Source organism: Kitasatospora sp. NPDC018619, from assembly GCF_044391605.1.
GTDB lineage: Bacteria > Actinomycetota > Actinomycetes > Streptomycetales > Streptomycetaceae > Kitasatospora.
On the sequence record NZ_JBISAI010000016.1, the window covers coordinates 174,459 to 196,635 of the forward strand.

20 protein-coding genes are annotated in these 22,177 nt (G+C 74.7%); 11 read left to right on the forward strand and 9 right to left on the reverse strand.

The window, feature by feature from the left end:
• Positions 1-29: 29 nt before the first annotated feature.
• Positions 30-2,492: a D-alanyl-D-alanine carboxypeptidase family protein gene (locus tag ACH5AR_RS25170; RefSeq protein WP_396303757.1), complete on the reverse strand. Its 2,463-nt coding sequence runs from the start codon at positions 2,490-2,492 to the stop codon at positions 30-32.
• Between the two features lie 298 nt (positions 2,493-2,790).
• Here ACH5AR_RS25170 and ACH5AR_RS25175 point away from each other — a divergent pair, with 298 nt between their 5' ends.
• The 3 genes from ACH5AR_RS25175 (at position 2,791) to ACH5AR_RS25185 (ending at position 5,193) form a co-directional block, all read left to right on the forward strand.
• Positions 2,791-3,531 (forward strand): GPP34 family phosphoprotein, encoded by a 741-nt coding sequence (locus tag ACH5AR_RS25175; RefSeq protein WP_396303758.1) that lies wholly within the window; start codon positions 2,791-2,793, stop codon positions 3,529-3,531.
• Between the two features lie 586 nt (positions 3,532-4,117).
• The gene (locus tag ACH5AR_RS25180; RefSeq protein WP_396303759.1) at positions 4,118-4,981 is read left to right on the forward strand and encodes a helix-turn-helix domain-containing protein; all 864 of its coding nucleotides are present in this window, start codon (positions 4,118-4,120) and stop codon (positions 4,979-4,981) included.
• A complete protein-coding gene (locus ACH5AR_RS25185) occupies positions 4,978-5,193 on the forward strand; it encodes a DUF397 domain-containing protein (protein WP_396303760.1) in 216 nt (71 codons plus the stop codon). Before ACH5AR_RS25180 ends, ACH5AR_RS25185 begins: the two co-directional genes overlap by 4 nt.
• Before the next feature lie 169 nt (positions 5,194-5,362).
• On the opposite strand, the gene ACH5AR_RS25190 is transcribed toward ACH5AR_RS25185, so the two are convergent.
• The gene (locus ACH5AR_RS25190; protein ID WP_396303761.1) at positions 5,363-6,478 is read right to left on the reverse strand and encodes an ADP-ribosylglycohydrolase family protein; all 1,116 of its coding nucleotides are present in this window, start codon (positions 6,476-6,478) and stop codon (positions 5,363-5,365) included.
• A 180-nt stretch (positions 6,479-6,658) separates the two neighbouring features.
• On the reverse strand, positions 6,659-9,247 hold the full coding sequence (locus ACH5AR_RS25195; protein WP_396303762.1) for a bifunctional FO biosynthesis protein CofGH: 2,589 nt from the start codon (positions 9,245-9,247) through the stop codon (positions 6,659-6,661).
• Positions 9,248-9,429: 182 nt separating this feature from the next.
• Between ACH5AR_RS25195 and ACH5AR_RS25200 the strand changes: the two genes are divergently transcribed.
• From ACH5AR_RS25200 to ACH5AR_RS25210, 3 genes are read left to right on the forward strand one after another with little or no spacing between them, the layout of a single operon-like run.
• Positions 9,430-10,674: an outer membrane lipoprotein carrier protein LolA gene (locus ACH5AR_RS25200; protein WP_396303763.1), complete on the forward strand. Its 1,245-nt coding sequence runs from the start codon at positions 9,430-9,432 to the stop codon at positions 10,672-10,674.
• A gap of 3 nt (positions 10,675-10,677) precedes the next feature.
• On the forward strand, positions 10,678-11,754 hold the full coding sequence (locus tag ACH5AR_RS25205) for an ABC transporter ATP-binding protein (RefSeq protein WP_396303764.1): 1,077 nt from the start codon (positions 10,678-10,680) through the stop codon (positions 11,752-11,754).
• Positions 11,741-12,613: an ABC transporter permease gene (locus ACH5AR_RS25210; RefSeq protein WP_396303765.1), complete on the forward strand. Its 873-nt coding sequence runs from the start codon at positions 11,741-11,743 to the stop codon at positions 12,611-12,613. The genes ACH5AR_RS25205 and ACH5AR_RS25210 overlap by 14 nt, the downstream gene beginning before the upstream one ends.
• Here ACH5AR_RS25210 and rarD read toward each other — a convergent pair.
• Complete coding sequence (gene rarD / locus ACH5AR_RS25215; RefSeq protein WP_396303766.1) at positions 12,603-13,571, reverse strand: EamA family transporter RarD; 969 nt, start codon at positions 13,569-13,571, stop codon at positions 12,603-12,605. The genes ACH5AR_RS25210 and rarD overlap by 11 nt on opposite strands.
• Before the next feature lie 153 nt (positions 13,572-13,724).
• On the reverse strand, positions 13,725-14,573 hold the full coding sequence (locus ACH5AR_RS25220) for an SDR family oxidoreductase (RefSeq protein WP_396303767.1): 849 nt from the start codon (positions 14,571-14,573) through the stop codon (positions 13,725-13,727).
• A 94-nt stretch (positions 14,574-14,667) separates the two neighbouring features.
• On the opposite strand from ACH5AR_RS25220, the gene ACH5AR_RS25225 reads away from it, so the two are divergent.
• A complete protein-coding gene (locus tag ACH5AR_RS25225) occupies positions 14,668-15,066 on the forward strand; it encodes a winged helix-turn-helix transcriptional regulator (protein ID WP_396303768.1) in 399 nt (132 codons plus the stop codon).
• 70 nt (positions 15,067-15,136) lie between these two features.
• Here the strand turns inward: ACH5AR_RS25225 and ACH5AR_RS25230 are convergent, their stop codons facing one another.
• Positions 15,137-15,904 carry a TetR/AcrR family transcriptional regulator C-terminal domain-containing protein gene (locus ACH5AR_RS25230; RefSeq protein ID WP_396303769.1) on the reverse strand — a complete coding sequence of 256 codons (768 nt, stop codon included), beginning with the start codon at positions 15,902-15,904 and terminating at the stop codon, positions 15,137-15,139.
• A 60-nt stretch (positions 15,905-15,964) separates the two neighbouring features.
• Between ACH5AR_RS25230 and ACH5AR_RS25235 the strand changes: the two genes are divergently transcribed.
• Positions 15,965-16,168 (forward strand): DUF6011 domain-containing protein, encoded by a 204-nt coding sequence (locus tag ACH5AR_RS25235; protein ID WP_396303770.1) that lies wholly within the window; start codon positions 15,965-15,967, stop codon positions 16,166-16,168.
• A 60-nt stretch (positions 16,169-16,228) separates the two neighbouring features.
• On the opposite strand, the gene ACH5AR_RS25240 is transcribed toward ACH5AR_RS25235, so the two are convergent.
• Positions 16,229-18,166 carry a tetratricopeptide repeat protein gene (locus tag ACH5AR_RS25240; RefSeq protein WP_396303771.1) on the reverse strand — a complete coding sequence of 646 codons (1,938 nt, stop codon included), beginning with the start codon at positions 18,164-18,166 and terminating at the stop codon, positions 16,229-16,231.
• A 239-nt stretch (positions 18,167-18,405) separates the two neighbouring features.
• Between ACH5AR_RS25240 and ACH5AR_RS25245 the strand changes: the two genes are divergently transcribed.
• On the forward strand, positions 18,406-19,122 hold the full coding sequence (locus ACH5AR_RS25245; protein ID WP_396303772.1) for a chitinase: 717 nt from the start codon (positions 18,406-18,408) through the stop codon (positions 19,120-19,122).
• 65 nt (positions 19,123-19,187) lie between these two features.
• Here the strand turns inward: ACH5AR_RS25245 and ACH5AR_RS25250 are convergent, their stop codons facing one another.
• Positions 19,188-20,177 carry an oxidoreductase gene (locus tag ACH5AR_RS25250; RefSeq protein ID WP_396303773.1) on the reverse strand — a complete coding sequence of 330 codons (990 nt, stop codon included), beginning with the start codon at positions 20,175-20,177 and terminating at the stop codon, positions 19,188-19,190.
• A 69-nt stretch (positions 20,178-20,246) separates the two neighbouring features.
• Here ACH5AR_RS25250 and ACH5AR_RS25255 point away from each other — a divergent pair, with 69 nt between their 5' ends.
• On the forward strand, positions 20,247-20,690 hold the full coding sequence (locus ACH5AR_RS25255) for a MerR family transcriptional regulator (protein WP_396303774.1): 444 nt from the start codon (positions 20,247-20,249) through the stop codon (positions 20,688-20,690).
• Between the two features lie 158 nt (positions 20,691-20,848).
• Positions 20,849-21,463: a DsbA family oxidoreductase gene (locus ACH5AR_RS25260; protein ID WP_396303775.1), complete on the forward strand. Its 615-nt coding sequence runs from the start codon at positions 20,849-20,851 to the stop codon at positions 21,461-21,463.
• Positions 21,464-21,578: 115 nt separating this feature from the next.
• On the opposite strand, the gene ACH5AR_RS25265 is transcribed toward ACH5AR_RS25260, so the two are convergent.
• Entirely contained in the window at positions 21,579-21,914 is a 336-nt protein-coding gene (locus tag ACH5AR_RS25265; RefSeq protein WP_396303776.1) for an antibiotic biosynthesis monooxygenase family protein, read from the reverse strand.
• Between the last annotated feature and the right edge of the window lie 263 nt (positions 21,915-22,177).

Consider the following 22,177-nt stretch of genomic DNA (forward strand, 5'->3'; position numbering starts at 1 on the left):
CTCCTCCGTGCGCCCGAGGCCTCAGCGGCTCACAGCGTGCGCAGCAGCCGGGACTGGATCGACGGCGGGTTCAGGTCCGCCTGGAGGGCCACCGGGACCTCCACCTTGTCGCTGCCCGCGCCCACCCGCAGCATGCCGACCTCCTTGCCGGCCGGCTCGCTGTGGCCGATCTTCGAGGTGTCCAGGGTGACGGTGCCGGAGATGCCGGGGAAGCCCGCCACCACCAGGTCCCTGGTGGCGACGAGCGGGACCTTGCCGCCGAGCCCGTCCTCGACCGAGCCGACGACGTCGCCCTTCTTCACCACGGTCTGACCGGTCACGCCGTTCTGCGCGGCCTGGATCTGCTTGCCGCTGACCTTCAGCACGGTCGGCAGGATGCCGTCGCCCGGGTTGGGCGAGGTGGCCTGCTGGCCGAGCGTGACGCCGAGGATCAGCCGCTGCACGCCGCCGATCTCCTTGTACGCGGCCCACATCAGGCAGCCGCCGGCCGGGGTGCTGGAGCCGGTCTTGACGCCGATGACGCCGGTCTTCGGGTTGATCAGGTTGTTGGTGTTGGAGATCTTCACGTTGTTGAAGTTGGTCTCCGGGGTGGAGACGATCTGTCGGAAGATCTCGTCCTGCATGACCTGCTCGGCCAGCTTCAGCTGGTCCTTGGCGGTGGACTTGGTGTCGGAGCTGAAGCCCGCCGGGTCGGCGTAGACGGTGTTGGCCATGCCGAACTTGGTCGCGGTGTCGTTCATCAGCTTGACGAACGCGTCCTCGGAGCCGGAGTGGAAGCGGGCGAGCAGCCGGGCCACGTTGTTGGCCGAAGGCAGCATCAGCAGTTCCAGCGCCTGGTACTCGGTGATGACCTGCCCCTCGGTGAGCGTCACCCGGGACTCGTCGACGTTGCCGGACTCCTGGGCGGCCTGCTTGTCGACGGTGATCTTCGGGCCGCTCTCCCCCTTCTTCAGGGGGAACTTCTGGAGGATCAGGTAGGCGTTCATCACCTTGGTGACGCTGGCGATCGGGGACGGCGTCTCCTGGCCAGAGCTGCCGAGGCTGCCGACGCCGACCACCTCGGCGGCGGACTGGCCCTTGGCCGGCCAGGCGAGGTCGAGCGCGTCGCCGGAGAAGCTGTAGCTCCCGGCGGCGGTCATCTTCGGCTTGGGGTCCGGCAGCGGGCGCAGCAGCTGGGCCACCGCGAGCGCCCCGAGCACCACGGCGAAGAAGACCGTCCAGATGGTGACCCGCTTGAGGGCACGCCGCAGCGGCGACACCGGGCGGGCGTTGAGGGAGGCCAGCACCTGCATCGCCTCGGCGGTGTTCTCCGGCGAGGGCAGCGGCTCCGGCGAGGGCAGCGGCTCGGGCTTGGGCAGCGGCGGGACAGGCGGCACCGGCCGCGGGTCCGGCTGCGGCAGCGGCTTCGGGGCCGGTACGGGGGCGGGCTCGGGGGTCGGCTTCGGCAGCGGGGCCGGACCGGGGGTCGGCTCGGGCTCCGGTCGCGGCTCGGGCTTCGGTCGCGGCTCCGGCTTCGGCTTCGGCTCGGGCTTCGGCTCCGGCACGGTGCCGGTCGAGGGGACGGCGGCGGCCGCGGCGGCGCGCAGCGGCACCGGCTTCTCCGGCTTCTCGGCCCGGCCCGAGCGCTGACCAGGCTGCCCGGTCTTGGTCAGCGCGAGGGTCATGTCGCCCTTGGCGGGAGCGTCCTCGGAGCCGTTCTCCTCGGCCAGCTGGGCCCCGGCGGCCTCGGCGGCCGCTTCGTCGGCATCCGCGTCCGCTCCGTCAGCCTCCTTCCCGGCGTCCGATCCGGCGGTCTTCCCGCTCGGCTCCTCGGCCGGTACCGCCGCGGACTCCTCCGCCGACGCCGTCTTCCCGGCGGCCTTCCCGGCGGCCTTCGCGGCGTCCGTCCGGACCGCCCCTCCGCCACCCTCGGGACCACCCTCGGGACCACCCTCGGAGGCACCCTCCGGGGCACTCCCGGAGGGCCGCTCCGAGGCGCCCTGTGCCGACCGCCCCGCCACCGCACCGCCCGTCCGCATGGCGAGACGCGGGTCGGCGGCCACCGGACGCCCGGCGGCCCCGGCCGGCTCCGCGGCCTCCGGCGCGGGCGCCCCCTTCGCGCCCGGACCTTCGGAACTCTCCTTGCCGGCAGCCTTCACCAGCTCCTCGGGCAGCCGCAGCGCGGTGGTCCTGTTGTCCACCGGCAGCCGCAGCATCGTCGTCCTGCTGTCCACATCCCGGACACGCAGCTGCACGGTGGAGCCCCCCTGGGGCACCGTCACCGGGGCGTCGCCGGACGCCTCCGGGGCCGTCCCGCCGGAGGTCTCCGCGGGGCCGTCCGCGGTGGTGTCGGAGGAGCTCCCGGCAGCCGCGTCCGACGCCCCGTCGGCCGCGGGGGCGGAGCCGCCCTCGGCCGGCTCGGCGGCGCCGGCCGGCGTACCGGTCCGTTCGCGCTCGCGGTCCCGCTGCCGCTCGTCGCCGTCCCTCAGCACCCTGTCGGGGGACTCGCCCACGTATCCCAGCCTCCTCAACGCCCGGCGGGGCACCGGCGAACCCGATTTCGGGAAGCCGACGCCCCGCTCCGTGTACCTGTACAGTCTCCGCCACCGGCGGCCGTTCCGGCCGCGCACACCCCGCCCGACCGGCGCTTATCGTCCTCGCCCGGCCGCACCGCGGTCTGTTCACCGGTCAGACGCAGGCCCGGCCGCCGCCGGTTCCGCGCCTTCACCGCAAGGTCACGATTCGGAGGCGTACTCGACAAGCCCGTGTGAGAGGCGTCACCCTGTCTCTCATCCACGCGGGGAGGCTTGGATGGGCAAGAGCCGCAGAACTGTTCCCGAGGAACTCTTGCTGCTCGCTTTGGACCCGACCACGGGTACCACGGCGCAGCCGCAGACCCTCGACCTCGGACTCGCCGGGGCGCAGCTCGTCGAGCTGTCCCTGGCCGGACGGATCGTACCGGAGGGAGACCGGATCGCCGTCGTGCTCGCACGACCGACCGGCGACCCGACCCTTGACCACGCACTGGAACTGCTGCGCCGACGCGGCAGTCCGGTCCGCGCGGCGCACTGGATCGGCGGGCCCCGGCTGGGGCTGCGGCAGACGTACCTGGCGCACCTGGAGCGCTGCGGCATGGTCACGGCCGTGCCGGGCCAGGTGTGCGGGGTGCTGCCGACGACCCGGTACCAGGCGTCCGACGACTGCACCAACGCCGCGATCAAGCAGCGGCTGGACACCGCCATCCGCACCGGTGTGCCGCCGGACCCGAGGACGGCCGCGCTCGCCGCGCTGGCCCACTCGGTCGGACTGGGCAAGCACCTGTACCCGGGCAACGAGGGCCGCTCCTCGCGCTCGCGGCTGCGCGACCTGATCCGGTACGACCCGCTGGGCGGGATGGTCGCGCACGCCGTGATGGACGTGCAGAACGGCCTACCGACACAGCAGAACCGTTCTTCCCAGGGCTCCGGGGCCGCTGCCGGCCGCCCCGGCGCCCGCACCGCGGGCCGGGGTTCGGGCGGGCGGGTTCCCGCCTCCCGGGTCGGCGCGCGCTGAGCACGGCGGTCCGCACGGCCCGGCGGGCAGCCGTCCCGGCGCCCGACACCACCGGCCGCGCACCCGGCGGCGCGCACCGCACGGCCCGCACCGCACGGGGGCGCTGAGCGACCCGTCGCACGACCGGTGCCCCCGGCGCCAGGAGCACGACGAGCACCGGATGCACCGTACGCACGACCGGCCCGCACCGCCGGCCCGCACGACCGGCACGCACCGCCGGCAGCACCACCAGCACCGAGGGGCGGTCGCCCCGCGACGCGAGTCGCCCGGCGACCGCCCCTTCGCCGTCCCCGGACGCCCGGCTACCGCCCGCTCCCGCACCTGCCGGGGGCAGGTGCGGGCCGGTCCGGGGAGGGCCCTCGCAGCACCCGTCCGAGTCACCCGAGCCGCATTACCACCTGGGGGCTTTCGCTGTCCGGCGGAAGGGCTTTTCCGATGATCTGTTCTACCGCGCTGCCAGGATTCCCCGGCGCCGACCTGGCCCAAGGTGACATGCTGCTCCACGTCAGGGGGGTTGGTCCCAATGTCCGAAGTGTTCCGAGGACTGCCGTTCCAACGAGCACCAGAGGTCCGGCCGGAGGTCGAAGTGTCCGCCAACGTCAATCCCACCGTGCGCCGCCGGCGCCTCGGTTCGGAGCTGCGCAAGCTCCGCGAGAGCCTGGGCATGACGGCGGAGGAGGTCGCCGGCCGCCTGATGGTCTCCCAGTCGAAGATCAGTCGGCTGGAGAACGGCCGCCGCAGCATCAGCCAGCGCGACGTGCGCGACCTCTGCGACGTCTACAAGGTGCCCGACGACCAGCTGCGCGCCAGCCTGATGGAGATGGCCAGGGAGTCCCGCCAGCGCGGCTGGTGGCACGACTTCAACGACATGCCGACGCCGTACAGCGTCTACATCGGGCTGGAGGCCGAGGCCTCCTCGATCCGCGCGTACGAGTCCTCCTTCGTCCCCGGCCTGCTCCAGACCGAGCACTACGCCCAGGCCGTGGTCGAGGGCACCCAGCCGGACACCGACGCGGTCGCGGTGCAGCGCCGGGTGCAGGTCCGGATGAAGCGCCAGGAGCGCATCCACGGCGAGAACCAGCTGGGCAGCCTGTGGACCGTCATAGACGAGGCGGTGCTGCGCCGCGAGGTCGGCAGCAGGGCGGTGATGGCCCGGCAGCTGCGGCAGATGCTGGAGCTCAGCCAGCGCCCGAACATCACCATCCAGGTGATCCCGTTCTCGCACGGGGCCCATCCCGGCATGACCGGGACATTCTCTCTGCTGGAGTTCCCCGAGTCAGCCGATTCCACGGTTGTCTACTTCGAAGGTGTGACGAGCGATCTCTACCTGGAGAAGGAGGCGGACGTGCGCCGCTATACCGGTCTGTACGACTACCTGAGAGCGGCCGCCCTCGGTGTCGCGGAGAGCCGGTCGCTGATAGCCGACATCGAGAAGGAATTCGACGAATGATCACCCCGTCCGAGTACGGAACCCACTGGCGCAAGAGCAGTCACAGCGGAGGCCAGGGCGCCTGCGTGGAGATCGCCGTCCCAGGTGCCGGGGAGGTGGCAGTCCGGGACTCCAAGGACCCCCGGGGCCCCCAGCTGCGCTTCTCGGCCGAGGCCTGGAACGCCTTCGCCTCGGCGGCGGCGGACGGCGCCTTCGGCGGGCTCCCCGGCTGATCCTCCCCGGTTCCGCACTCGGACCGGTCGCCCGTGGCAGTGGTCGTCGCCCCCGGCGACGGCCTGCGCCACGGGCGGCTCCCGCTGCGGGCGCCCGCCTGCCACGGCGGCGGCCCGGGGACCGGACCGGCACCCGGGGCACGGCGGCCCGGGGTCGGACCGCCCCGGGTCAGCCCGCCACCGGGTAGCGCTCGGCCCAGTCGGCGCCCTCCCGGGTCCGCCGGTCGTGCAGTTCGGCGCCGTGCACCAGCTCCAGCACGAAGTCGTCGGCGAGTTCGAGGATCGCCCCGCGCCCTTCCAGCCCGGCGAGCAGGCCCGGCGGCAGCGCGGTGTCGCCGTGCAGCACCCCGAGCAGGTTGCCGCAGACCGCGCCGGTGGAGTCGCTGTCCCCGGAGTGGTTGACCGCGAGCAGCAGGCCCGAGCGCACGTCGTGCGCGACCAATGCGCAGTAGACCCCGATCGCCAGCGCCTCCTCGGCCACCCAGCCCTCCCCCAGCGCCTCGACCCGCTCGGCGGACGGCTCCCCGGCCCGCACCGCGTCCAGGGCGGCCCGCAGCGCCGCCGTGGTCTCCTCGTGCGCCGGCCGCTCGGAGAGCAGGGCGAGCGCGAGGTGGACGCCCTCCTCCAGGGTGCCGCCACGGGCGACGGACTGGACGATCACCGCGAGCGCGCCCGCCGCGAGGTAGCCGGTGGGGTGGCCGTGGGTCAGCACCGAGCACTCCACCGCGAGCTGGAACACCAGGCCCGGCTCCCAGGTGGTGAGCAGCCCGAAGGGCGCCGCCCGCACCACCGTGCCGCAGGCCTTGGAGTGCGGGTTCTTGGGGTGCTCCAGGGTGCCGAGCCGCTCGGCGTCGGCGCCGCTGAGACCGGACAGGCAGCCCTGGCCGGGGGCGCGTTGGGCGTACAGCCACTCCTCCCGGCCGAGCCAGCCGAGGTCGGGGCGGCGCTCGTCCGGGCCCCAGTCGCGCTGGGTGGCGGCCCAGCGCAGGTAGGCCAGGTGCAGGTCGGTGGGCGGGTGCCAGCTGCCGGTGTCCCGCCGGACGTGGGCGCGGATCAGTCCGTCGACGGTGAACAGGCTGAGCTGGGTGTCGTCGGTGACGGCGCCGGTGCGCCCGTACGCGGGGACGTAGCCGGTGACGCCCTGCGGGCCGTACCGGTCCCGGATCTTCTCCAGCGACTCGAACTCGACGCCGGCGCCGAGCGCGTCGCCGATGGCACCGCCGAGCAGACAGCCCCGCACCCGGCTGCGGTAGTCCTGCTGCTGGGCGCGTGACCACAGTGGCATCACGACGGGGCGCCTTTCCTCGGGGGGTGGGGGCCGCGCGACACTCGGCCGGGCGCGCGCCCTCGCACTGTATTCGAAGACCCGATCGAAGCGGTTCCCGTCCCCCGGGGGTTCGCCGCCCCGGGGTCCACCGGCCCTGCCCCGGCCGCCGCCCGTCCGGCGGCCGGGGCTGCGCGGGGCTCAGTCCAGCACCGGCAGCAGCGCCGGCAGGTGCCCGTCCGAGGCCAGCGCCGCGGCCCGGCGCTCGGCCGGGACCTCGCCGTAGGTGGTGGTGCGCTGGCGGTGCGGACGGCCCGCCGCCTCGGCGATCGCCTGGAGGTCGCGCACCGACTTGTAGCTCCCGTAGGCCGAGCCGGCCATCCGCGAGATGGTCTCCTCCATCAGCGTGCCGCCGAGGTCGTTGGCGCCCGAGCGGAGCATCTCGGCCGCGCCCTCGGCGCCCAGCTTGACCCAGCTGGTCTGGATGTTGGGGATGTGCGGGTGCAGCAGCAGCCGGGCCATCGCGACCACCGCGCGGTTGTCCCGGGCGGTCGGGCCGGGCCGCGCGATGCCGGCCAGGTAGACCGGGGCGTTGGTGTGGACGAACGGCAGGGTGACGAACTCGGTGAAGCCGCCGGTGCGCTGCTGGATCTGCGCGAGCAGCCGCAGGTGGCCCAGCCAGTGCGCGGGGGTGTCGACGTGCCCGTACATCATCGTGGACGAGGAGCGGATGCCCAGCTCGTGCGCGGTGGTGACCACCTCGACCCAGGTGGCGGCCGGCAGCTTGCCCTTGGTGAGCACCCAGCGGACCTCGTCGTCCAGGATCTCGGCGGCCGTGCCCGGGATGGTGTCCAGGCCCGACTCCCTGGCCCGCTGCAGCCAGTCCCGGACCGACATCCCGGTGCGGGTAGCCCCGTTGACCACCTCCATCGGCGAGAAGGCGTGCACGTGGATGCCGGGCACCCGCTCCTTCACCGCGCGGGCGATGTCGAAGTAGGCGGTGCCGGGCAGGTCCGGGTGGATGCCGCCCTGCATGCAGACCTCGGTGGCGCCCACCTCCCAGGCCTGCGCGGCCCGGTCGGCGACCTGCTCCAGGGAGAGGGTGTAGGCGTCCGCGTCGGTGCGCCGCTGGGCGAACGCGCAGAAGCGGCAGCCGGTGTAGCAGACGTTGGTGAAGTTGATGTTCCGGGTGACGCAGTAGGTGACGTCGTCCCCGACGGCCTCCCGCCGGACGTCGTCGGCGATCCGGCACAGCGCGTCCAGGGCCGGGCCGTCCGCGTGGAACAGGGCCAGCGCCTGGTCGTCGGTCAGCCTTGTCGGGTCGTCCGCGGCCACCGCCAGGGCCTCCCGCAGGTCCCCCGCGAGGCGCTCGGGCGCGCCCTGGGCGATCACCTGCTCGCGCAGCACCTCCCAGTCGCCGTACACGTCCTCGAAGTCGGCCCGGCGGTCGCCGGTGCGGCCCTCGGTGTCGATGGCGGTGTGCAGGTCGGTGCGCCCGTACGACTCCGGCAGGTCCTCGGGCTCCTGCCAGGGCAGGCCGCGGACCACCGCGTCCGGGTTCGCCAGGCCGGTCGCCGGGTCGGCCAGGGCGCGCACGTGCGGCAGCACCCGCGGGTCCAGCCAGGGCTCGCCGCGCAGCACGTACTCGGGGTAGACGGCGAGGCGCTCGCGCAGCTCGAAGCCGGCCGCCGCCGAGCGTTCGGCCAGCCGCTCGATCTGCGGCCAGGGGCGCTCGGGGTTGACGTGGTCCGGGGTCAGCGGGGAGACCCCGCCCCAGTCGTCGACGCCGGCCGCGATCAGCCGCTCGAACTCGCCGTCCACCAGGTTCGGCGGGGCCTGGAGGCAGGCCGCCGGGCCCATCAGGTGCCGGGCGACGGCCACCGTGGCCACCAGCTCGTCCAGTTCGGCGTCCGGCATGCCGCGCATCGCGGTGTCCGGCTTGGCCCGGAAGTTCTGCAGGATCAGCTCCTGGACGCCGTGGTAGGCCCGGGAGACCTTCCGCAGCGCGAACAGCGACTCGGCGCGCTCCTGGTACGTCTCGCCGATGCCGATCAGCAGGCCGCTGGTGAAGGGCACGGAGCTGCGTCCGGCGTCCTCCAGCACCCGCAGCCGCACGGCCGGCTCCTTGTCCGGGGAGCCGAAGTGCGGGCCGCCGGGCTCGCTCCACAGCCGGGTGGCGGTGGTCTCCAGCATCATGCCCATCGAGGCGGAGACCGGCTTGAGCCGCTGGAAGTCCGTCCAGCCCATGACCCCGGGGTTGAGGTGCGGCAGCAGGCCGGTCTCCTCCAGGATGCGGATCGACATCGCCCGCACGTAGGCGATGGTGTCGTCGTAGCCGTGCGCGTCCAGCCACTCGCGGGCCTCGGGCCAGCGGTCCTCGGGCTTGTCGCCGAGCGTGATCAGGGCTTCCTTGCAGCCGAGTTCGGCGCCGCGGCGGGCCACCTCCAGCACCTCGTCCGGGGACATGAACATCCCGTGCCCGTCCCGGCGCAGCCGGCCGGGGACGGTGGCGAAGGTGCAGTAGTGGCACTTGTCGCGGCAGAGCCGGGTCAGCGGTATGAACACGCTCTTGGAGTAGGTGATGACACCGGGCCGGCCGGCCGCTTCGAGGCCCGCGTCGCGGACCCTCGCGGCGCTCGTACACAGGTCCCGCAGGTCCTCGCCTCTGGCCTGGAGCAGGACGGCCGCCTCGGTCACGTCGAGGGCGACGCCGTCCCGGGCGCGGCGCAGGGCGCGGCGCATCGCGTTGGCGGTCGGCGGGGTGCTGGAGTCCGTGGCGGTTCCGTCCATGGCGCGACCCTACGCCAGTCGTGGTACCCCGGGTGGATGCAACCCTGATGCCGTCTCAGGGTCGGCGTACCCACGAAGGTCACCTTGATCTGGCCCCACAGGGCGATGACGGCCGCGGCGCTGCACCCTCTAATAGGAGGGCAAGGCCAATCACACGTGTTCGCGGAGGAGTTGAGGACGCCATGACCAACGAGAAGGCGGCGGGGGACGACCTGGACGGCGGTGCGCCGTACCGCTCACGCCGGCGTGTCCTGATGCGCGCCGGGGTGCCGGTGGCGGTCGTCGCGGCGATCGCCGCGGGGGTGGGGCTGGTCCCGGCGCTGGCCGCGGACAGCGCCCCCGACCTGCCGGCGCTGAGCGCCGAGCAACTGGTCGCCAAGGTGCTCGGCTCCGAGACCCAGGCGCTGTCCGGGACGGTCGCCGTCTCCACCGACCTCGGCCTGCCCGGCCAGCTGCTGGGCGCGGCCGGCGGCCTCGGCGGGGCGGTCGGCGGGCACGGCGGCGGGGCCCAGGGCTCCTCCGCGGACCCGCAGGCCAAGCTGCTCGGCCTGCTCGGCGGGGACCAGACGCTGCGGATCGCGGTGGACGGCCCGGACCGCCAGCGGGTGGACGTGCTGGAGAACATGGCCGGCTACACCCTGGTCCGCAACGGCGACCAGTCCTGGGCCTGGGACAGCTCGTCCAACTCGGCGGTCCACCTGACCGGACGGCCCGCCGGCGAGCAGCACGCCAGGGCGCCGCTGTCCGAGCTGCCGACCACCCCGCAGGAGGCCGCCAGGCAGTTCCTGGCCGGCAGCGCCGGCACCACCTCGGTGACCGTCGACGGGACGGCCAAGGTGGCCGGGCAGAACGCCTACCAGCTGAGCGTCAAGCCCTCCCAGTCCGGCTCGACGATCGCCGAGGTCCGGATCGCCGTGGCCGCCGACAACGGGGTGCCGCTGTCGGTGGCGGTGAAGTCGATCGACGGCAGCACCGTGCTGAACGTCCGCTTCACCCAGGTGTCCTTCGCCGCACCGGACGCCAGGACCTTCGAGTTCACCGCCCCGAAGGGGGCCAAGGTGACGGAGCAGAAGGCGCAGGACGCGGCCCAGGGCGCGCCGGGCGGCGCCGCCGGGCACCACGGCACCGAGCTGCCCGGGGGCCTGAACGTGGTCGGCGAGGGCTGGACGACGGTCGTCTCCACCGCGCTGCCCACCGCGGTGGACGGCGCCCCGAAGGGCGACGCCAAGGGCGGCAAGCACGGCGGCCGCGGGGAGAAGGCCTCGCCGCTGAACCCGCAGGCGCTGGTGAAGTCGCTCGGCAAGCCGGTGGCCGGCGGCACCCTGGTGAGCACCAAGGTGCTCAACGTCCTGCTCACCGACGACGGCCGGGTCCTGGCCGGCGCGGTGACCCTGCCGGTCCTCCAGCACGCCGCCGGGGTGAACTGACGGATGACCGAGGCTCCCGTAACGGGGGACGTTACGGAGTCGGCCGGGGGTCCGGGCGCCGCGCCGCGCCCGGCCCCCGTTCCCGTTCCACCCGCTTCCCCCACCGCTCCCGTGGCCGGCGCCCCGGCCGCCCCGCGCACCGACGACGTCATCCGGACCCGCGGCCTGACCAAGCGCTTCCGCGGCGGCCAGCTCGCCGTGGACGGCCTGGACCTCGCCGTGCCGCGCGGCTCCGTCTTCGGCTTCCTGGGCCCCAACGGCTCCGGCAAGACCACCACCATCCGGATGCTGATGGGCCTGATCGCGCCCACCTCGGGCGCGGCCGCCGTCCTCGGCGAGCCGATGCCGCAGTCCGTCGCCACCGTGCTGCCCCGGGTGGGCGCGCTGATCGAGGGCCCCGCCCTGTACGGCTTCCTCTCCGGCCGGGACAACCTGGTGCGCTTCGACGCCGCCGACCCGACCGCCGACCCGCGCACCCGCCGCCGGCGCGTGGACGCCGCCCTGGAGCGGGTCGGCCTGAGCGCCGCGGCGGGCAAGAAGGCCCGCGCCTACTCGCTCGGCATGAAGCAGCGCCTGGGCCTGGCCTCGGCCCTGCTCCAGCCGCGCGAGCTGCTGGTGCTGGACGAGCCGACCAACGGACTGGACCCGCAGGGCATGCGGGAGATCCGGACGCTGGTCCGGGAGGTCGCGGCGGAGGGCACCACGGTGTTCCTCTCCTCGCACCTGCTGGACGAGATCGAGCAGGTCTGCACCCACGCCGCGGTGATGTCCCGGGGCCGGCTGGTGGTGCAGGGCACCGTCGCCGAGCTGGCCGCCCGGGCTCAGGGCCGGCTGGTGGTGCGCACCCCGGACGTGGCACGGGCCGCGGAGGTGCTCGCGGCCCACCGGGTCACCGCCCTGGTGCCGGGCGAGGACCGGGTGGACGGCGAGCCGGGCGTGCTGGACGAGGAGGCGCTGCCCCCGCTGTGCGCGGCGCTGGTCGCGGCCGGGGTGCGGGTGCACGGCTTCGGGCTGGAGCGCGGCACGTTGGAGGACGCCTTCGTGGCGCTGACCGGGGAGGGCTTCGATGTCGCGGGCTGAGGCGGTCGCGCCGGCGGCGGGCCGGCGGTCGCGGACGGCCGCCGGGTTCCTGGCCCTGTTCCGCAGCGAGCTGCACCTGACCTTCCGCCGGCTGCGCACCAGGGTGCTGCTGGGCATCCTGGCGGTGCTGCCGGTCCTGATCGGGGTGGTGGTCAAGCTCAACACGGACGGTCCGCGCGAGGGCGGCGGCCCGAGCTTCATCGCCCAGACCACCCAGAACGGGCTGTTCCTGGTCTTCACCGCCCTCGCGGTCGCCCTGCCGGTCTTCCTGCCGATGACGGTCGGGGTGGTCGCCGGGGACTCGGTGGCCGGCGAGTCCGCCACCGGGACGCTGCGCTACCTGCTGGTCGCCCCGGCCGGGCGGACCAGGCTGCTGGCCGCCAAGTTCACCGCCGGGCTGGTGTTCTGCGCGGCCGCCACGGCGGCGGTCGCGGTGACGGCCCTGGCCGCGGGCGCCGCGCTCTTCCCGCTCGGCCCGGTCACGCTGATCTCCGGGGACACCATCGGCCTCGGCGACGCGCTGCTGCGCGCGCTGCTGGTGGCCCTGGTGGTCGCGGCCTCGCTGGCCGGGCTGGTGGCGATCGGGCTGTTCGTCTCCACCCTGACGGGCAGCGGCATCGCGGCGATGGCCGCCACCGTCGGGCTGGTGGTCACCGTCCAGATCCTGGACGCCTTCCCCCAGCTGCACGCCGTCAGCCCGTTCCTGTTCTCGCACTACTGGCTGAGCTTCGCGGACCTGCTGCGGGCGCCGATGTACTGGGACGGCGTGCTGAAGGACCTCGGCCTCCAGGCCGCCTACGTGGCCGTGTTCGGCTCGGCGGCGTGGTCCCGCTTCACCAGCCGGGACATCAGCGCGTGACGGCCGCCTCGGCGGGTGCGGGCTGCGGCACGGCCGCGGCCCGCACCGCGCGGTCGGCCCGCACCTGGCGCAGCGCGTCCCAGGTGAGCAGCGCGAGCGCGGCCCAGACCAGGCCGAAGCCGGCCCAGCGGGCGGGCGGCATGGACTCGTGGAACACCGCGACGCCGATCAGGAACTGGAACACCGGCGCCAGGTACTGGAGCAGGCCGAGGACGGTCAGCGGCACCCGGACGGCGGCCGCGCCGAAGAACAGCAGCGGGATCGCGGTGATCACCCCGCTGAGCATCAGCAGCCCGGAGTGGCCCCAGCCGTACGAGCCGGCCACCGTGTGGCCGAAGGTGCCGCGCCCGCTGACCTCCAGGTAGACCAGGTAGCCGAGGGCGAACGGGAACATGAAGGCGCTCTCGGCCGCCAGGCTCTCCAGCCCGCTCAGCCCGACCTGCTTCTTCAGCAGGCCGTAGGTGGCGAAGGAGAGCGCCAGGACGAGCGCGATCCAGGGCAGCCGCCCGTACGCGGCGGTCAGCACGGCGACGGCGGCGGCGCCGACGCCCACGGCCGTCCACTGGGCCCTGCGCAGCCGCTCCTTGAGCACCAGCACGCCGAAGGCGATGGTGACCAGCGGGTTGATGAAGTAGCCGAGGCTGGTCTCGACCACGTGGCCGGCGTTGACGGCCCAGATGTAGACGCCCCAGTTGACCGAGATCACGGAGGCCGCGCCGGCCAGCATGGCGAGCCGGCGGGGCTGGCGCAGCAGCGGGCGTATCCAGGCCCAGTGCCGCTGGGCTATCAGCAGCAGGACGACCGCGACCAGGGACCAGACCATCCGGTTGGCCAGGATGTCGTCGGCGGCTCCCGGTTCGAGCAGCGGCCAGAACAGGGGGAACAGGCCCCAGATGCCGTACGCGGCGACGCCGTACCAGAGGCCCCGGCCGTTGTCCTGCTGCTCTGTTCCCGCCATGGCCGACCGTCCTCCCGCGCGCCTGTGTCGAGGCGACGGTAGCGGGCGGGAGGGGTGGCTGTCATATCCGTTTCCATACTTTGGTCATGACATCGGCTGATGCCGGACCGGACCGGCCGCCGGGGGCCGGGGCCGGTCGGGCCTCCGGGCGCCTCAGGCGTCCAGGGCCGCCCGGACGGACTCGGCCAGCGGGACGGTCGGGCGGCCGATCAGCCGGGCCAGGTCGCCCGGGGTGCCGGCCAGCTCGCCGCGCGCGATGCCCGCGTCCACGTCCACCAGGACCTCGGCGAAGCCCTGCGGCAGGCCCGCGCCGACCAGCGCCGCCAGGTGCTCGGCCGGGCTGACGTCCTGGTACTCGACCGGCTTGCCGGAGGCCTCCGCCAGTTCGGCGGCCAGCTCGGGCAGGCTCCAGGCGGTGTCGCCGCTCAGCTCGTACACCGCGCCCGCGTGGCCCTCTCCGAGCAGGACGGCGACGGCCGCGGCCGCGTAGTCGCCGCGCGGGGCGGTGGCGATCCGCCCCTGCCCGGCGCTGCCGAGCACCACGCCGCGCGCCACCGTGCCGGCCGCGTCGCCCAGGTAGTTCTCGGTGTACCAGCCGTTGCGCAGCAGGGCGTACGGCAGGCCGGAGGCGAGGATCAGCTCCTCCGTCGCCTTGTGCTCGTCGGCCAGCCGGAAGGTCGCCGCGCCCGGCGCACTGGTGTAGGCGAGCAGCGCGACCCCGGCGGCCCCGGCCGCCTCCACCACGGCGCGGTGCTGCGGGATCCGGCGGCCGACCTCGCTGCCCGAGATCAGCAGCACCCGGTCGCCCTCGGCGAAGGCGCCCGCCAGGGTCTGCGGCCGGTCGTAGTCGACCACCCGGACGGCCACGCCGCGCGCGGCCAGGTCGGCGGCCTTCTCGGCGGAACGGACGGCCACGGCCACCTCGCCCGCGGGGACCTCGGCCAGCAGGCCCTCGACGACGAGCCGGCCGAGCCGGCCGGTGGCACCGGTGACGACGTACATGGGAATGCTCCTTCGAATCCGTCCTGGTCTCGGAACTCACCCTAGGGACTGCACTAACCTTTCGAAAGTACGCACTTCGAAGTAGGGTACTGACATGCAGGTAAGCGAACAGGTGGCCGACCTTCCCCCCGCCAACGTCTTCGACCGGTTGTGCCCCTCCCGGGGCGTGCTGGAGCACGTCACCAGCCGCTGGGGCGTGCTGGTGCTGGGCGCGCTGGAGGAGCGCGGTTACCGCTTCAGCGAGCTGCGCCGCAAGGTCGCCGGGGTCAGCGAGAAGATGCTCGCCCAGACCCTCCAGACGCTGGAGCGGGACGGCTTCGTGCGGCGCGAGGCGCACCCGGTGATCCCGCCGCGGGTCGACTACAGCCTCACCCCGCTGGGGCGGGAGGCGGCGGAGCTGGTCGCGGCGCTGGCGCACTGGTCGGAGCGGCGGGTGCCGGAGGTCGAGTCGGCGCGCCGGGAGTACGACGGGCGGGCCGGCTCGGCGCGCTGAGGGCGTTGGCGGCGGGCCACCGCGCCGAGCGGGGACCGCGCTGACGGCGGGCCACCCCGCCGAGGGCCGGCTACCGCCCCGCGATGAGCGCGTCGAGCCCGTCCAGGACCCTGGCCAGGCCGAAGGCGTAGGCGTGGTCGGGGCTGTACGCGCCGCCGTGCGCCGCCCCGGCCGCGGCCCCGACCCGGGCGGCCACCGGGTAGCGCTCGGGGTCGAACACCCGGGCGAGGAGGTCGGCGTTGGCGGCCCACCACTGCTCGTCGGTCATCGCGCTGTCCTGCCGGGCGGCGCGCTCGTCGGCGGCCATCCGGGCGCAGGTCTGGACGAAGCCGAGCAGGTGGGTCAGCGCGGCGTCCAAGTCGACGTCGGACAGCCCGGTGCCTTCGAGGGCGCGCAGCTCGTACTCGTACTTGGCCATCAGGCCCGGCCCGAGCGGCGGGCGGCTGGTGGAGACGGCGGCGACCCACGGGTGGGCGCGGTGCAGCGCCTGGTTGTCGTCGGCGACGGCGGTGGCCCGGGCGCGCCAGCCCCCGTCGGCCGGGGTGCTGCGGGGCATCGTGGCGTAGACGGTGTCCAGCATCAGGTCGAGCAGCTCGGCCTTGCCCGGGACGTAGGTGTAGAGCGCCATCGGGGAGAGCCCCAGCTCCTGGGCGACCCGGCGCATGGTGACGGCCTCCACGCCCTCGGCGTCGGCGAGGGCGACGGCCGCGGCGGCGATCTCGCCGGTCGAACGCGCCTGCCGGGGCCCGCGGCGGCCGGGCTTCTCCTCGGCGGTGAGCCCCCAGAGCAGGGCGAGCGTGCGTGCCGGGTCTCCTGCGCTGCTGCGGTCGGTGGCCATGGGGCCATCGTTTCACGCACCGGCGGCGGCCCCGACGGTGCGGGCGGCTACCGTCTCACCATGACCACCCCGCCAGGCCACGAACCCCTCCCCGGGACGGACACCGCGCAGACCCTCCGCCCCCGGGTGACCTGCCGCCGCTGCCACCGGCCGCTGCACGACCCGGAGTCGCGGATGCTGCGGCTGGGGCCGGAGTGCCGGGACCCGGCGGAGCGGGTGGCACGGTTCGACGTCGACCAGGAGCCGCTGCCCGGGGTGGGGTAGGGCCCGTCCCGGGCCGACCCGCCGGGGGCCCTGGCCTCGGCCCCGGCCCCGGCCCGCGGCTCAGCCCCGGCCGAAGAGGCGGCGCAGCCGGCCGGCGGTGCGGGGCTCCCGCGCCGGGGCGGTCGGCTGCTGCGGCTGCGACTGCGGCTGTCGCTGCCGCGTGTCCGGCCGGGGCTCCGGCTCCGCCTCGGCGGCGTCCTCCCGGGCCGTCAGGTGCCGGGCGAGCATGCGGTCCTCCTCGGACGTCCAGGGCGCGGCGAGCACCAGCGCGGACAGCGAGCGCAGGATCGTCACCGCCCGGGTGCGGCGGGCCCGGGCGCCGTGGTGCAGCCGCTGCCGGAGCAGCTCGGCGACGTCGGCCCGGGTGTCCGGCTCCGTCCAGCCGATCGCGACCAGCGCGAAGCCGGCCGCCTCGACCACCCAGTCCTCCGGCCCGAGCAGCAGGTCGCGCAGCACCCGGCGGCGCTCGGAGCCCTGCCAGGGCTGGTCGGTGCGGTGGTGGGCGATGCCGAGGCAGGCGAAGACCTGGACGGCCCGCACCCAGAGCTCGGGCTGGTGGGCGAGCAGGGCGCGGCCGAGCTCGTCCTCGCGCGGCGCCGGCGGGTGGACCAGGACGCCGAGCAGGTCGTCCAGCGGCAGCCCGGCCAGCCGGACGGCGTGGTCGTAGGCGGCGGGGACGGTCGGCCAGAAGATCTCGGCGGTGGCGCGGACGAGTTCGGCGCTGCGCGGCGCGGGCGGGGCGACGGCCGGGCGCGGGTCGGTGCCGTCCCAGGCCCAGATCCGGGTAGTGGGCTCGGTCAGCGGCAGCCTGGGGTCGGGGTCGCCGACGGCCTGGTACCCCACGGTGGAGCGCGGCAGCGCGAGCCGGACGGCCAGCACCGAGCTGGGCGGCTCGACGGTGGAGGCCGTGCAGTCGATCTCGGTGTCCCGGTCGGTGCCGGGCGCGGCCAGCACCTGGTGCAGCACGTTGACGGTGGCCTCGGTGGCGCCGGAGACCAGGCCGAGCCAGGGCTCCCGGTGGCACAGCCGCTCCAGCAGCTCCCGGGCGTACTCGTGCTCGGGGTGGGCGCGGTGGTGGTCGGCCAGGCCGAGCAGGTGGACCGGGTCGCCGTCGAGGGCGTGGCGCAGCCCGTAGCGGGCCGGGCCGGCCTTGGGGTGGTCGGGCTCGGCGGCGAGCACCCGCTCCAGCCAGGGCAGGCCCTCGGCGGGGCGGCCGAGGGCGCCGTACAACTCCGCGACGTCGACGGCGAGGTAACTGCTGGAGTCGTCGCGCTCCGGCGCGGAGCGCGCCAGCTCGGCCTCCCAGACGACGAGCGCCTCCTCCGGCCGGCCGGCCGAGCGCAGGGCGTTGCCCAGCATCACGGCGGGCAGGTAGCCGGGGGCCGACCGGTGGGCCCGCGCGGCGAGTTCGACGGCGAGGGCGGTGTCGCCGAGCCGGCGGGCCAGCCCGGAGGCCATCGCCGACAGGAGCACGTGGTCGTCGTGGCGGGCCAGCACGGCCCGCACGAAGTCGTGGAACGGGCGTACGGCGTCGGCCGGTCCGGCCGGGAGCGGGTCGGGCAGCGAGCCGGTCGCGCGGGCCACCGCCTGGGCGAGGGCGTCCGGGTCGACCAGGGCGGGCAGGTCCTCGCGGGCGAGCCAGGCGGTGTGCGCCCAGGGGCGGCCGGGCTCATGGCGGATGGCCGAGGCGAGCAGGCCGACGGCGGCGTCCCAGTCACCGGCGGCCGCCTCCACGTGGGCCCGGCAGACCGCCGTGCCGAGGTACACCTGGCCGTCCAGCGGGAACAGCTCGCGGGCGGCCGCCGGACCGCCCGCCGCGGCGCACAACTCGGCGAGCGCCTCGTGCAGTTCGGGCAGCTGCGGGTCGGCGAGGGCCGCGTCGCCGAGGTGCTCGGCGGCGTGCGCGAGGTCGCCGGAGCCGATCGCCAGCCGGGCGACCGCGACCTCCCCCTCGGCCGTCAGGCGCCCGTCGTCCTCGTCGCCGCTGTGACCGCTCATGCGCCCTGCTCCCCCGGTGGCCTCGCCCTGTCCCGTTCCGCCGCGCACGAGGCTATCCGGTGCCGCCGACAGCGCCGCCGGTCACCCCGTGGCCTTCTCCGTCCAGTTCCCGGATCGGATACGACCCGTACGGGTGGTTTAGACCTCCGAAGGCTTCTGCCGTCACCCGGGCGCCGACACGATGGCCGAGGTTCTTCGCGGGCGAAGTGCCAATCCTGCCAACGGAATCGAGGACACCCATGAAGCTCTCGCGCGCCCTGTCCCTGGCGGCCTCCGCCGCCCTCCTGAGCACCCTCGCCGTCGCCGGGCAGACCGCCCCGGCCTCCGCCGCCGGCTCCTTCGTGGTCAGCGAGTCCCAGTTCAACAAGATGTTCCCGAACCGGAACGGCTTCTACACGTACAAGGGCCTGACCGACGCGCTGGGCGCCTACCCGAAGTTCGCCGCCACCGGTGACGACGCCACCCGCAAGCGGGAGGCGGCCGCCTTCCTGGCCAACGTGAGCCACGAGACCGGCGGCCTGCGGTACGTGGTCGAGCAGAACACCGCCAACTACCCGCACTACTGCGACACTTCGCAGCCGTACGGCTGTCCGGCCGGGAAGTCCGCGTACTACGGCCGCGGGCCGCTCCAGCTGAGCTGGAACTTCAACTACAAGGCGGCCGGCGACGCCCTGCACATCGACCTGCTGCACGACCCGTACCAGGTCGAGAAGAACCCGGCCACCTCCTGGAAGACGGCGCTCTGGTTCTGGAACACCCAGAACGGCGCCGGGCGGATGACCGCGCACGACGCCATCGTCAACAACAAGGGCTTCGGCGAGACCATCCGCACCATCAACGGCGCGCTGGAGTGCGACGGCAAGAACCCGGGCCAGCGCGACGACCGGATCAACCTGTTCAGGAACTTCGTCGGCGTCCTGGGCACCAACGTCGGCGGCGGCAACATCTCCTGCTGACGGCGCCGCGGCCCGGAGCGGGAAGTCGGCCGGGCCGGCTTCCCGCTCCCGCTGGGCGGGCCGGGTCAGCCGCGCACCGGGGTGGCCCCGGTCGCGGCCAGCGAGAGCTCCCAGAGGCGGGCGGCCCCGTCCGGGTCCACGGCGTACGGGCGGACGCCGCCGTCGTCCATCGGGGTGTCCGGGCCGCAGACCCGGGCCACCTCGCAGTCCTCCAGGTAGAGGCCGCCACGGCCGTCGAGCAGCGGCGAGGTGGCCGCCCACAGCCCGGTGGCGGCCCCCTGCGCGGGGGACTTGAAGCCCGCGCCGACCACCCGGCCCCCGGCGTCCACCCAGCCCCGGTCGATCTGCTCCTGCCGGGTCATCTCGCGCTGGAGCCCGGTGATGATCCTGCCGGGGTGGAGCGAGAACGCCCGGACGCCGTCGGCCCGCCCGAGCGCGTCCAGGTGGACGGCGAACAGCGCGTTGGCGGTCTTCGACTGGCCGTACGCCAGCCACCTGTCGTAGCCGGTGCGGAAGTGCGGGTCGTCCCGGCGGATGTCGCTCAGGGCGTGCCCGGCGGAGCTGTTGACGACCACGCGCGCGCCGTCGGGGGCGGCGGCCAGCAGCGGGTAGAGCTCGCAGGCGAGCAGGAAGTGCCCGAGGTGGTTGGCGGCGAACTGCCCCTCCCAGCCCGGCCCGACGCGCCGCTCCGGGGTGGCCATCACGCCGGCGACGAGCATCAGCAGGTCGAGGCGGGCCACCGCTTCGCGGATCAGCCCGGCGGCGGCGCGGACGCTCACCGGGTCGGCGAGGTCCGCCGGCAGGACCAGGCTGCCGGTCCCGTCGAGCGCGGCGAGGGCCACCTCCGGACGCCGGGCCGGCACGATCACCCGGGCTCCGGCGGCGGTCAGCGCCCGGGTGGTCTCCAGGCCGAGGCCGGAGTAGCCGCCGGTCACGACGGCGGTGCGGCCGGAGAGGTCGAGGCCCGCCAGGACGTCCCCGGCGGTGCTGGCGGCGGAGAAGGGCGAGCCGGTCGGCTGCTGGTTCGGCGAGTACTGCTGGTCGGTGCTGGTCATGGCGACGACGGTAGGAAGTGGAGCACGGTCTAGATCAAGCCCCGCGGGCCCCTCCTATGCTCTGGCCCCATGACGGAACTCACCATCGGCGAGGTGGCCGAGCGCACCGGGCTCAGCGTGCACGCCCTGCGCTTCTACGAGCGGGAGGAACTGCTGGTCGGCCCGGTGCGGCGCACGGCGGGCGGGCGCCGGCGCTACGCCGCACCGGACGTGCAGTGGCTGGAGATCTGCGTCAGGCTGCGCGAGTCCGGCATGCCGCTCGCGGACCTGCGCCGCTTCGCCGAACTGGTCCGGCAGGGCCCGGGCAACGAGGCCGAACGGCTGCGGCTGCTCGACGCCCACCAGCGGCGCGTCGACGAGCGGATCCGGGAGCTGGAGGAGTGCCGCTCGCTGATCGCCTGGAAGGCCGCCGTCTACGCCGACCACCTGGCACGCGGCGAGGCCGCCGGGCTCTGGGACCCGACGGCCGGCTCGTCGGCCGCGTCCGGTCAGCCGTCCTCGCCCTCTTCCTAGGACGGGACACCCCAGCGCGGGGCCTCACCGCCCGTTCCACCGCCGGCACCGCCGCGCAGGCGGGATGTTTCTTGTCCTGAAATATCCAGGATGTCGAAGGGGTTCCCTCCACTGGTCGGCGCGGGAGGTCCGCGCCCGGAGGGAAGGAGCGCGGCGCCGTGCGCGTGGAGATCTGGAGCGACATCAACTGTCCGTGGTGCTACATCGGCAAGGCCCGCTTCGAGCAGGCCCTGGCGGCGTTCCCGCACCGCGAGGAGGTGGAGGTCGTCCACCGCTCCTTCGAGCTGGACCCGCGGGCCCCGCGGGAGGCCCGTCCGGTGCTGCCGCTGCTCGCCGCCAAGTACGGGATGAGCCTTGAGCAGGCCGAGGCGGCCGAGGCCCGGATCGCCGAGAACGCGCGAGCCGAGGGCCTGCCGTACCTGCGCGAGGGGCGCGACGCGGCCAACTCCTTCGACATGCACCGGCTGCTGCACTTCGCCGAGGAGCGGTCCGCCTTCGAGCCCGGCCGGCTGGTCGAGCTGGCCGTCGCGGCGGGCCTGGACGGCGAGACCGCCGCGGCCGTCCTGGCCGACCCGGACGCCTACGCGCAGGCCGTCCGCGAGGACGAGACCACCGCGAGCGCGATGGGGGCGACGGGCGTGCCGTTCTTCGTCCTGGACCGGCGGCTCGGCGTCTCCGGCGCCCAGCCCGCGGAGACGTTCACCCGCGCGCTGGAGCAGGCCTGGGAGAGCCGGGCTGCCCTGCCCCTGACGCCCCTCACGCCGAAGGAGTGAGGGGCGGCGGAGCAGGAAGTCGGCCGGGCCGGCTTCCTGCTCCGTGCCCGCCGCGCCACCGGGGACCCACCCGGTTCCGTCCGGCGCCCTTCCGCCTCACCCGGCCCCGCGCGAGCTACTCCCGCGCGAACCCGTGGCTGCGCTCCACCTTCGCCACGTGCAGCGTGTAGCGCTCGTACCACTCGGCCCGCCCGCGCCGCTGCGCAACGCCGTGCTCGGGGTTGGTCCGCCACGCGGTGAGGGCCTCGGCATCACGGAAGTAGCCGACGGTGATGCCCAGCCCGCCGGGGGTCTGCGCGTGGTCCAGCCCCAGGTAGCCCGGGATGTCCTTCACCAGCTCTTCCATCCGGTCGCTGGTCTCGCTGTAGCCGCTCTGGTCCGGCGTCCGCAGCGCGGTGAAGACCACCGCGTAGTAGGGGGGTTCGAAGGCCTTGACGGGCACAACCGGCACTTCCGCATCATTGCTCACGCCGCCACCGTAGGGCGGGACGGCCCGGCGCTCCAGTGGCCTTGCCGAACGGGATCCACCCGGGAGCGAACCCTTGACCAAAAGGGGAAGGCCTCGACACCCGTCGTCACCGCACCGGCCGGCGGCCCCCGTCCGCCTGGCTATTCGCCGACCGGCCCGGAAACGCGAAGAGCCCCTGATCCGAAGGGATCAGGGGCTCTTCTGAAGAATTGTTCGGCGGCGTCCTACTCTCCCACAGGGTCCCC

What these genes read in the sequence shown, in the direction of transcription:
- ACH5AR_RS25205 (WP_396303764.1), top strand. Translation starts at nt 10,678, where the DNA reads ATGACCGAGGCTCCCGTAACGGGGGACGTTACGGAGTCGGCCGGGGGT.
- ACH5AR_RS25245 (WP_396303772.1), top strand. Translation starts at nt 18,406, where the DNA reads ATGAAGCTCTCGCGCGCCCTGTCCCTGGCGGCCTCCGCCGCCCTCCTG.
- ACH5AR_RS25250 (WP_396303773.1), bottom strand. Translation starts at nt 20,177, where the DNA reads ATGACCAGCACCGACCAGCAGTACTCGCCGAACCAGCAGCCGACCGGC.
- ACH5AR_RS25175 (WP_396303758.1), top strand. Translation starts at nt 2,791, where the DNA reads ATGGGCAAGAGCCGCAGAACTGTTCCCGAGGAACTCTTGCTGCTCGCT.
- ACH5AR_RS25230 (WP_396303769.1), bottom strand. Translation starts at nt 15,904, where the DNA reads ATGGCCACCGACCGCAGCAGCGCAGGAGACCCGGCACGCACGCTCGCC.
- rarD (WP_396303766.1), bottom strand. Translation starts at nt 13,571, where the DNA reads ATGGCGGGAACAGAGCAGCAGGACAACGGCCGGGGCCTCTGGTACGGC.
- ACH5AR_RS25185 (WP_396303760.1), top strand. Translation starts at nt 4,978, where the DNA reads ATGATCACCCCGTCCGAGTACGGAACCCACTGGCGCAAGAGCAGTCAC.
- ACH5AR_RS25210 (WP_396303765.1), top strand. Translation starts at nt 11,741, where the DNA reads ATGTCGCGGGCTGAGGCGGTCGCGCCGGCGGCGGGCCGGCGGTCGCGG.
- ACH5AR_RS25240 (WP_396303771.1), bottom strand. Translation starts at nt 18,166, where the DNA reads ATGAGCGGTCACAGCGGCGACGAGGACGACGGGCGCCTGACGGCCGAG.
- ACH5AR_RS25195 (WP_396303762.1), bottom strand. Translation starts at nt 9,247, where the DNA reads ATGGACGGAACCGCCACGGACTCCAGCACCCCGCCGACCGCCAACGCG.
- ACH5AR_RS25225 (WP_396303768.1), top strand. Translation starts at nt 14,668, where the DNA reads ATGCAGGTAAGCGAACAGGTGGCCGACCTTCCCCCCGCCAACGTCTTC.
- ACH5AR_RS25190 (WP_396303761.1), bottom strand. Translation starts at nt 6,478, where the DNA reads ATGCCACTGTGGTCACGCGCCCAGCAGCAGGACTACCGCAGCCGGGTG.
- ACH5AR_RS25220 (WP_396303767.1), bottom strand. Translation starts at nt 14,573, where the DNA reads ATGTACGTCGTCACCGGTGCCACCGGCCGGCTCGGCCGGCTCGTCGTC.
- ACH5AR_RS25255 (WP_396303774.1), top strand. Translation starts at nt 20,247, where the DNA reads ATGACGGAACTCACCATCGGCGAGGTGGCCGAGCGCACCGGGCTCAGC.
- ACH5AR_RS25200 (WP_396303763.1), top strand. Translation starts at nt 9,430, where the DNA reads ATGACCAACGAGAAGGCGGCGGGGGACGACCTGGACGGCGGTGCGCCG.
- ACH5AR_RS25235 (WP_396303770.1), top strand. Translation starts at nt 15,965, where the DNA reads ATGACCACCCCGCCAGGCCACGAACCCCTCCCCGGGACGGACACCGCG.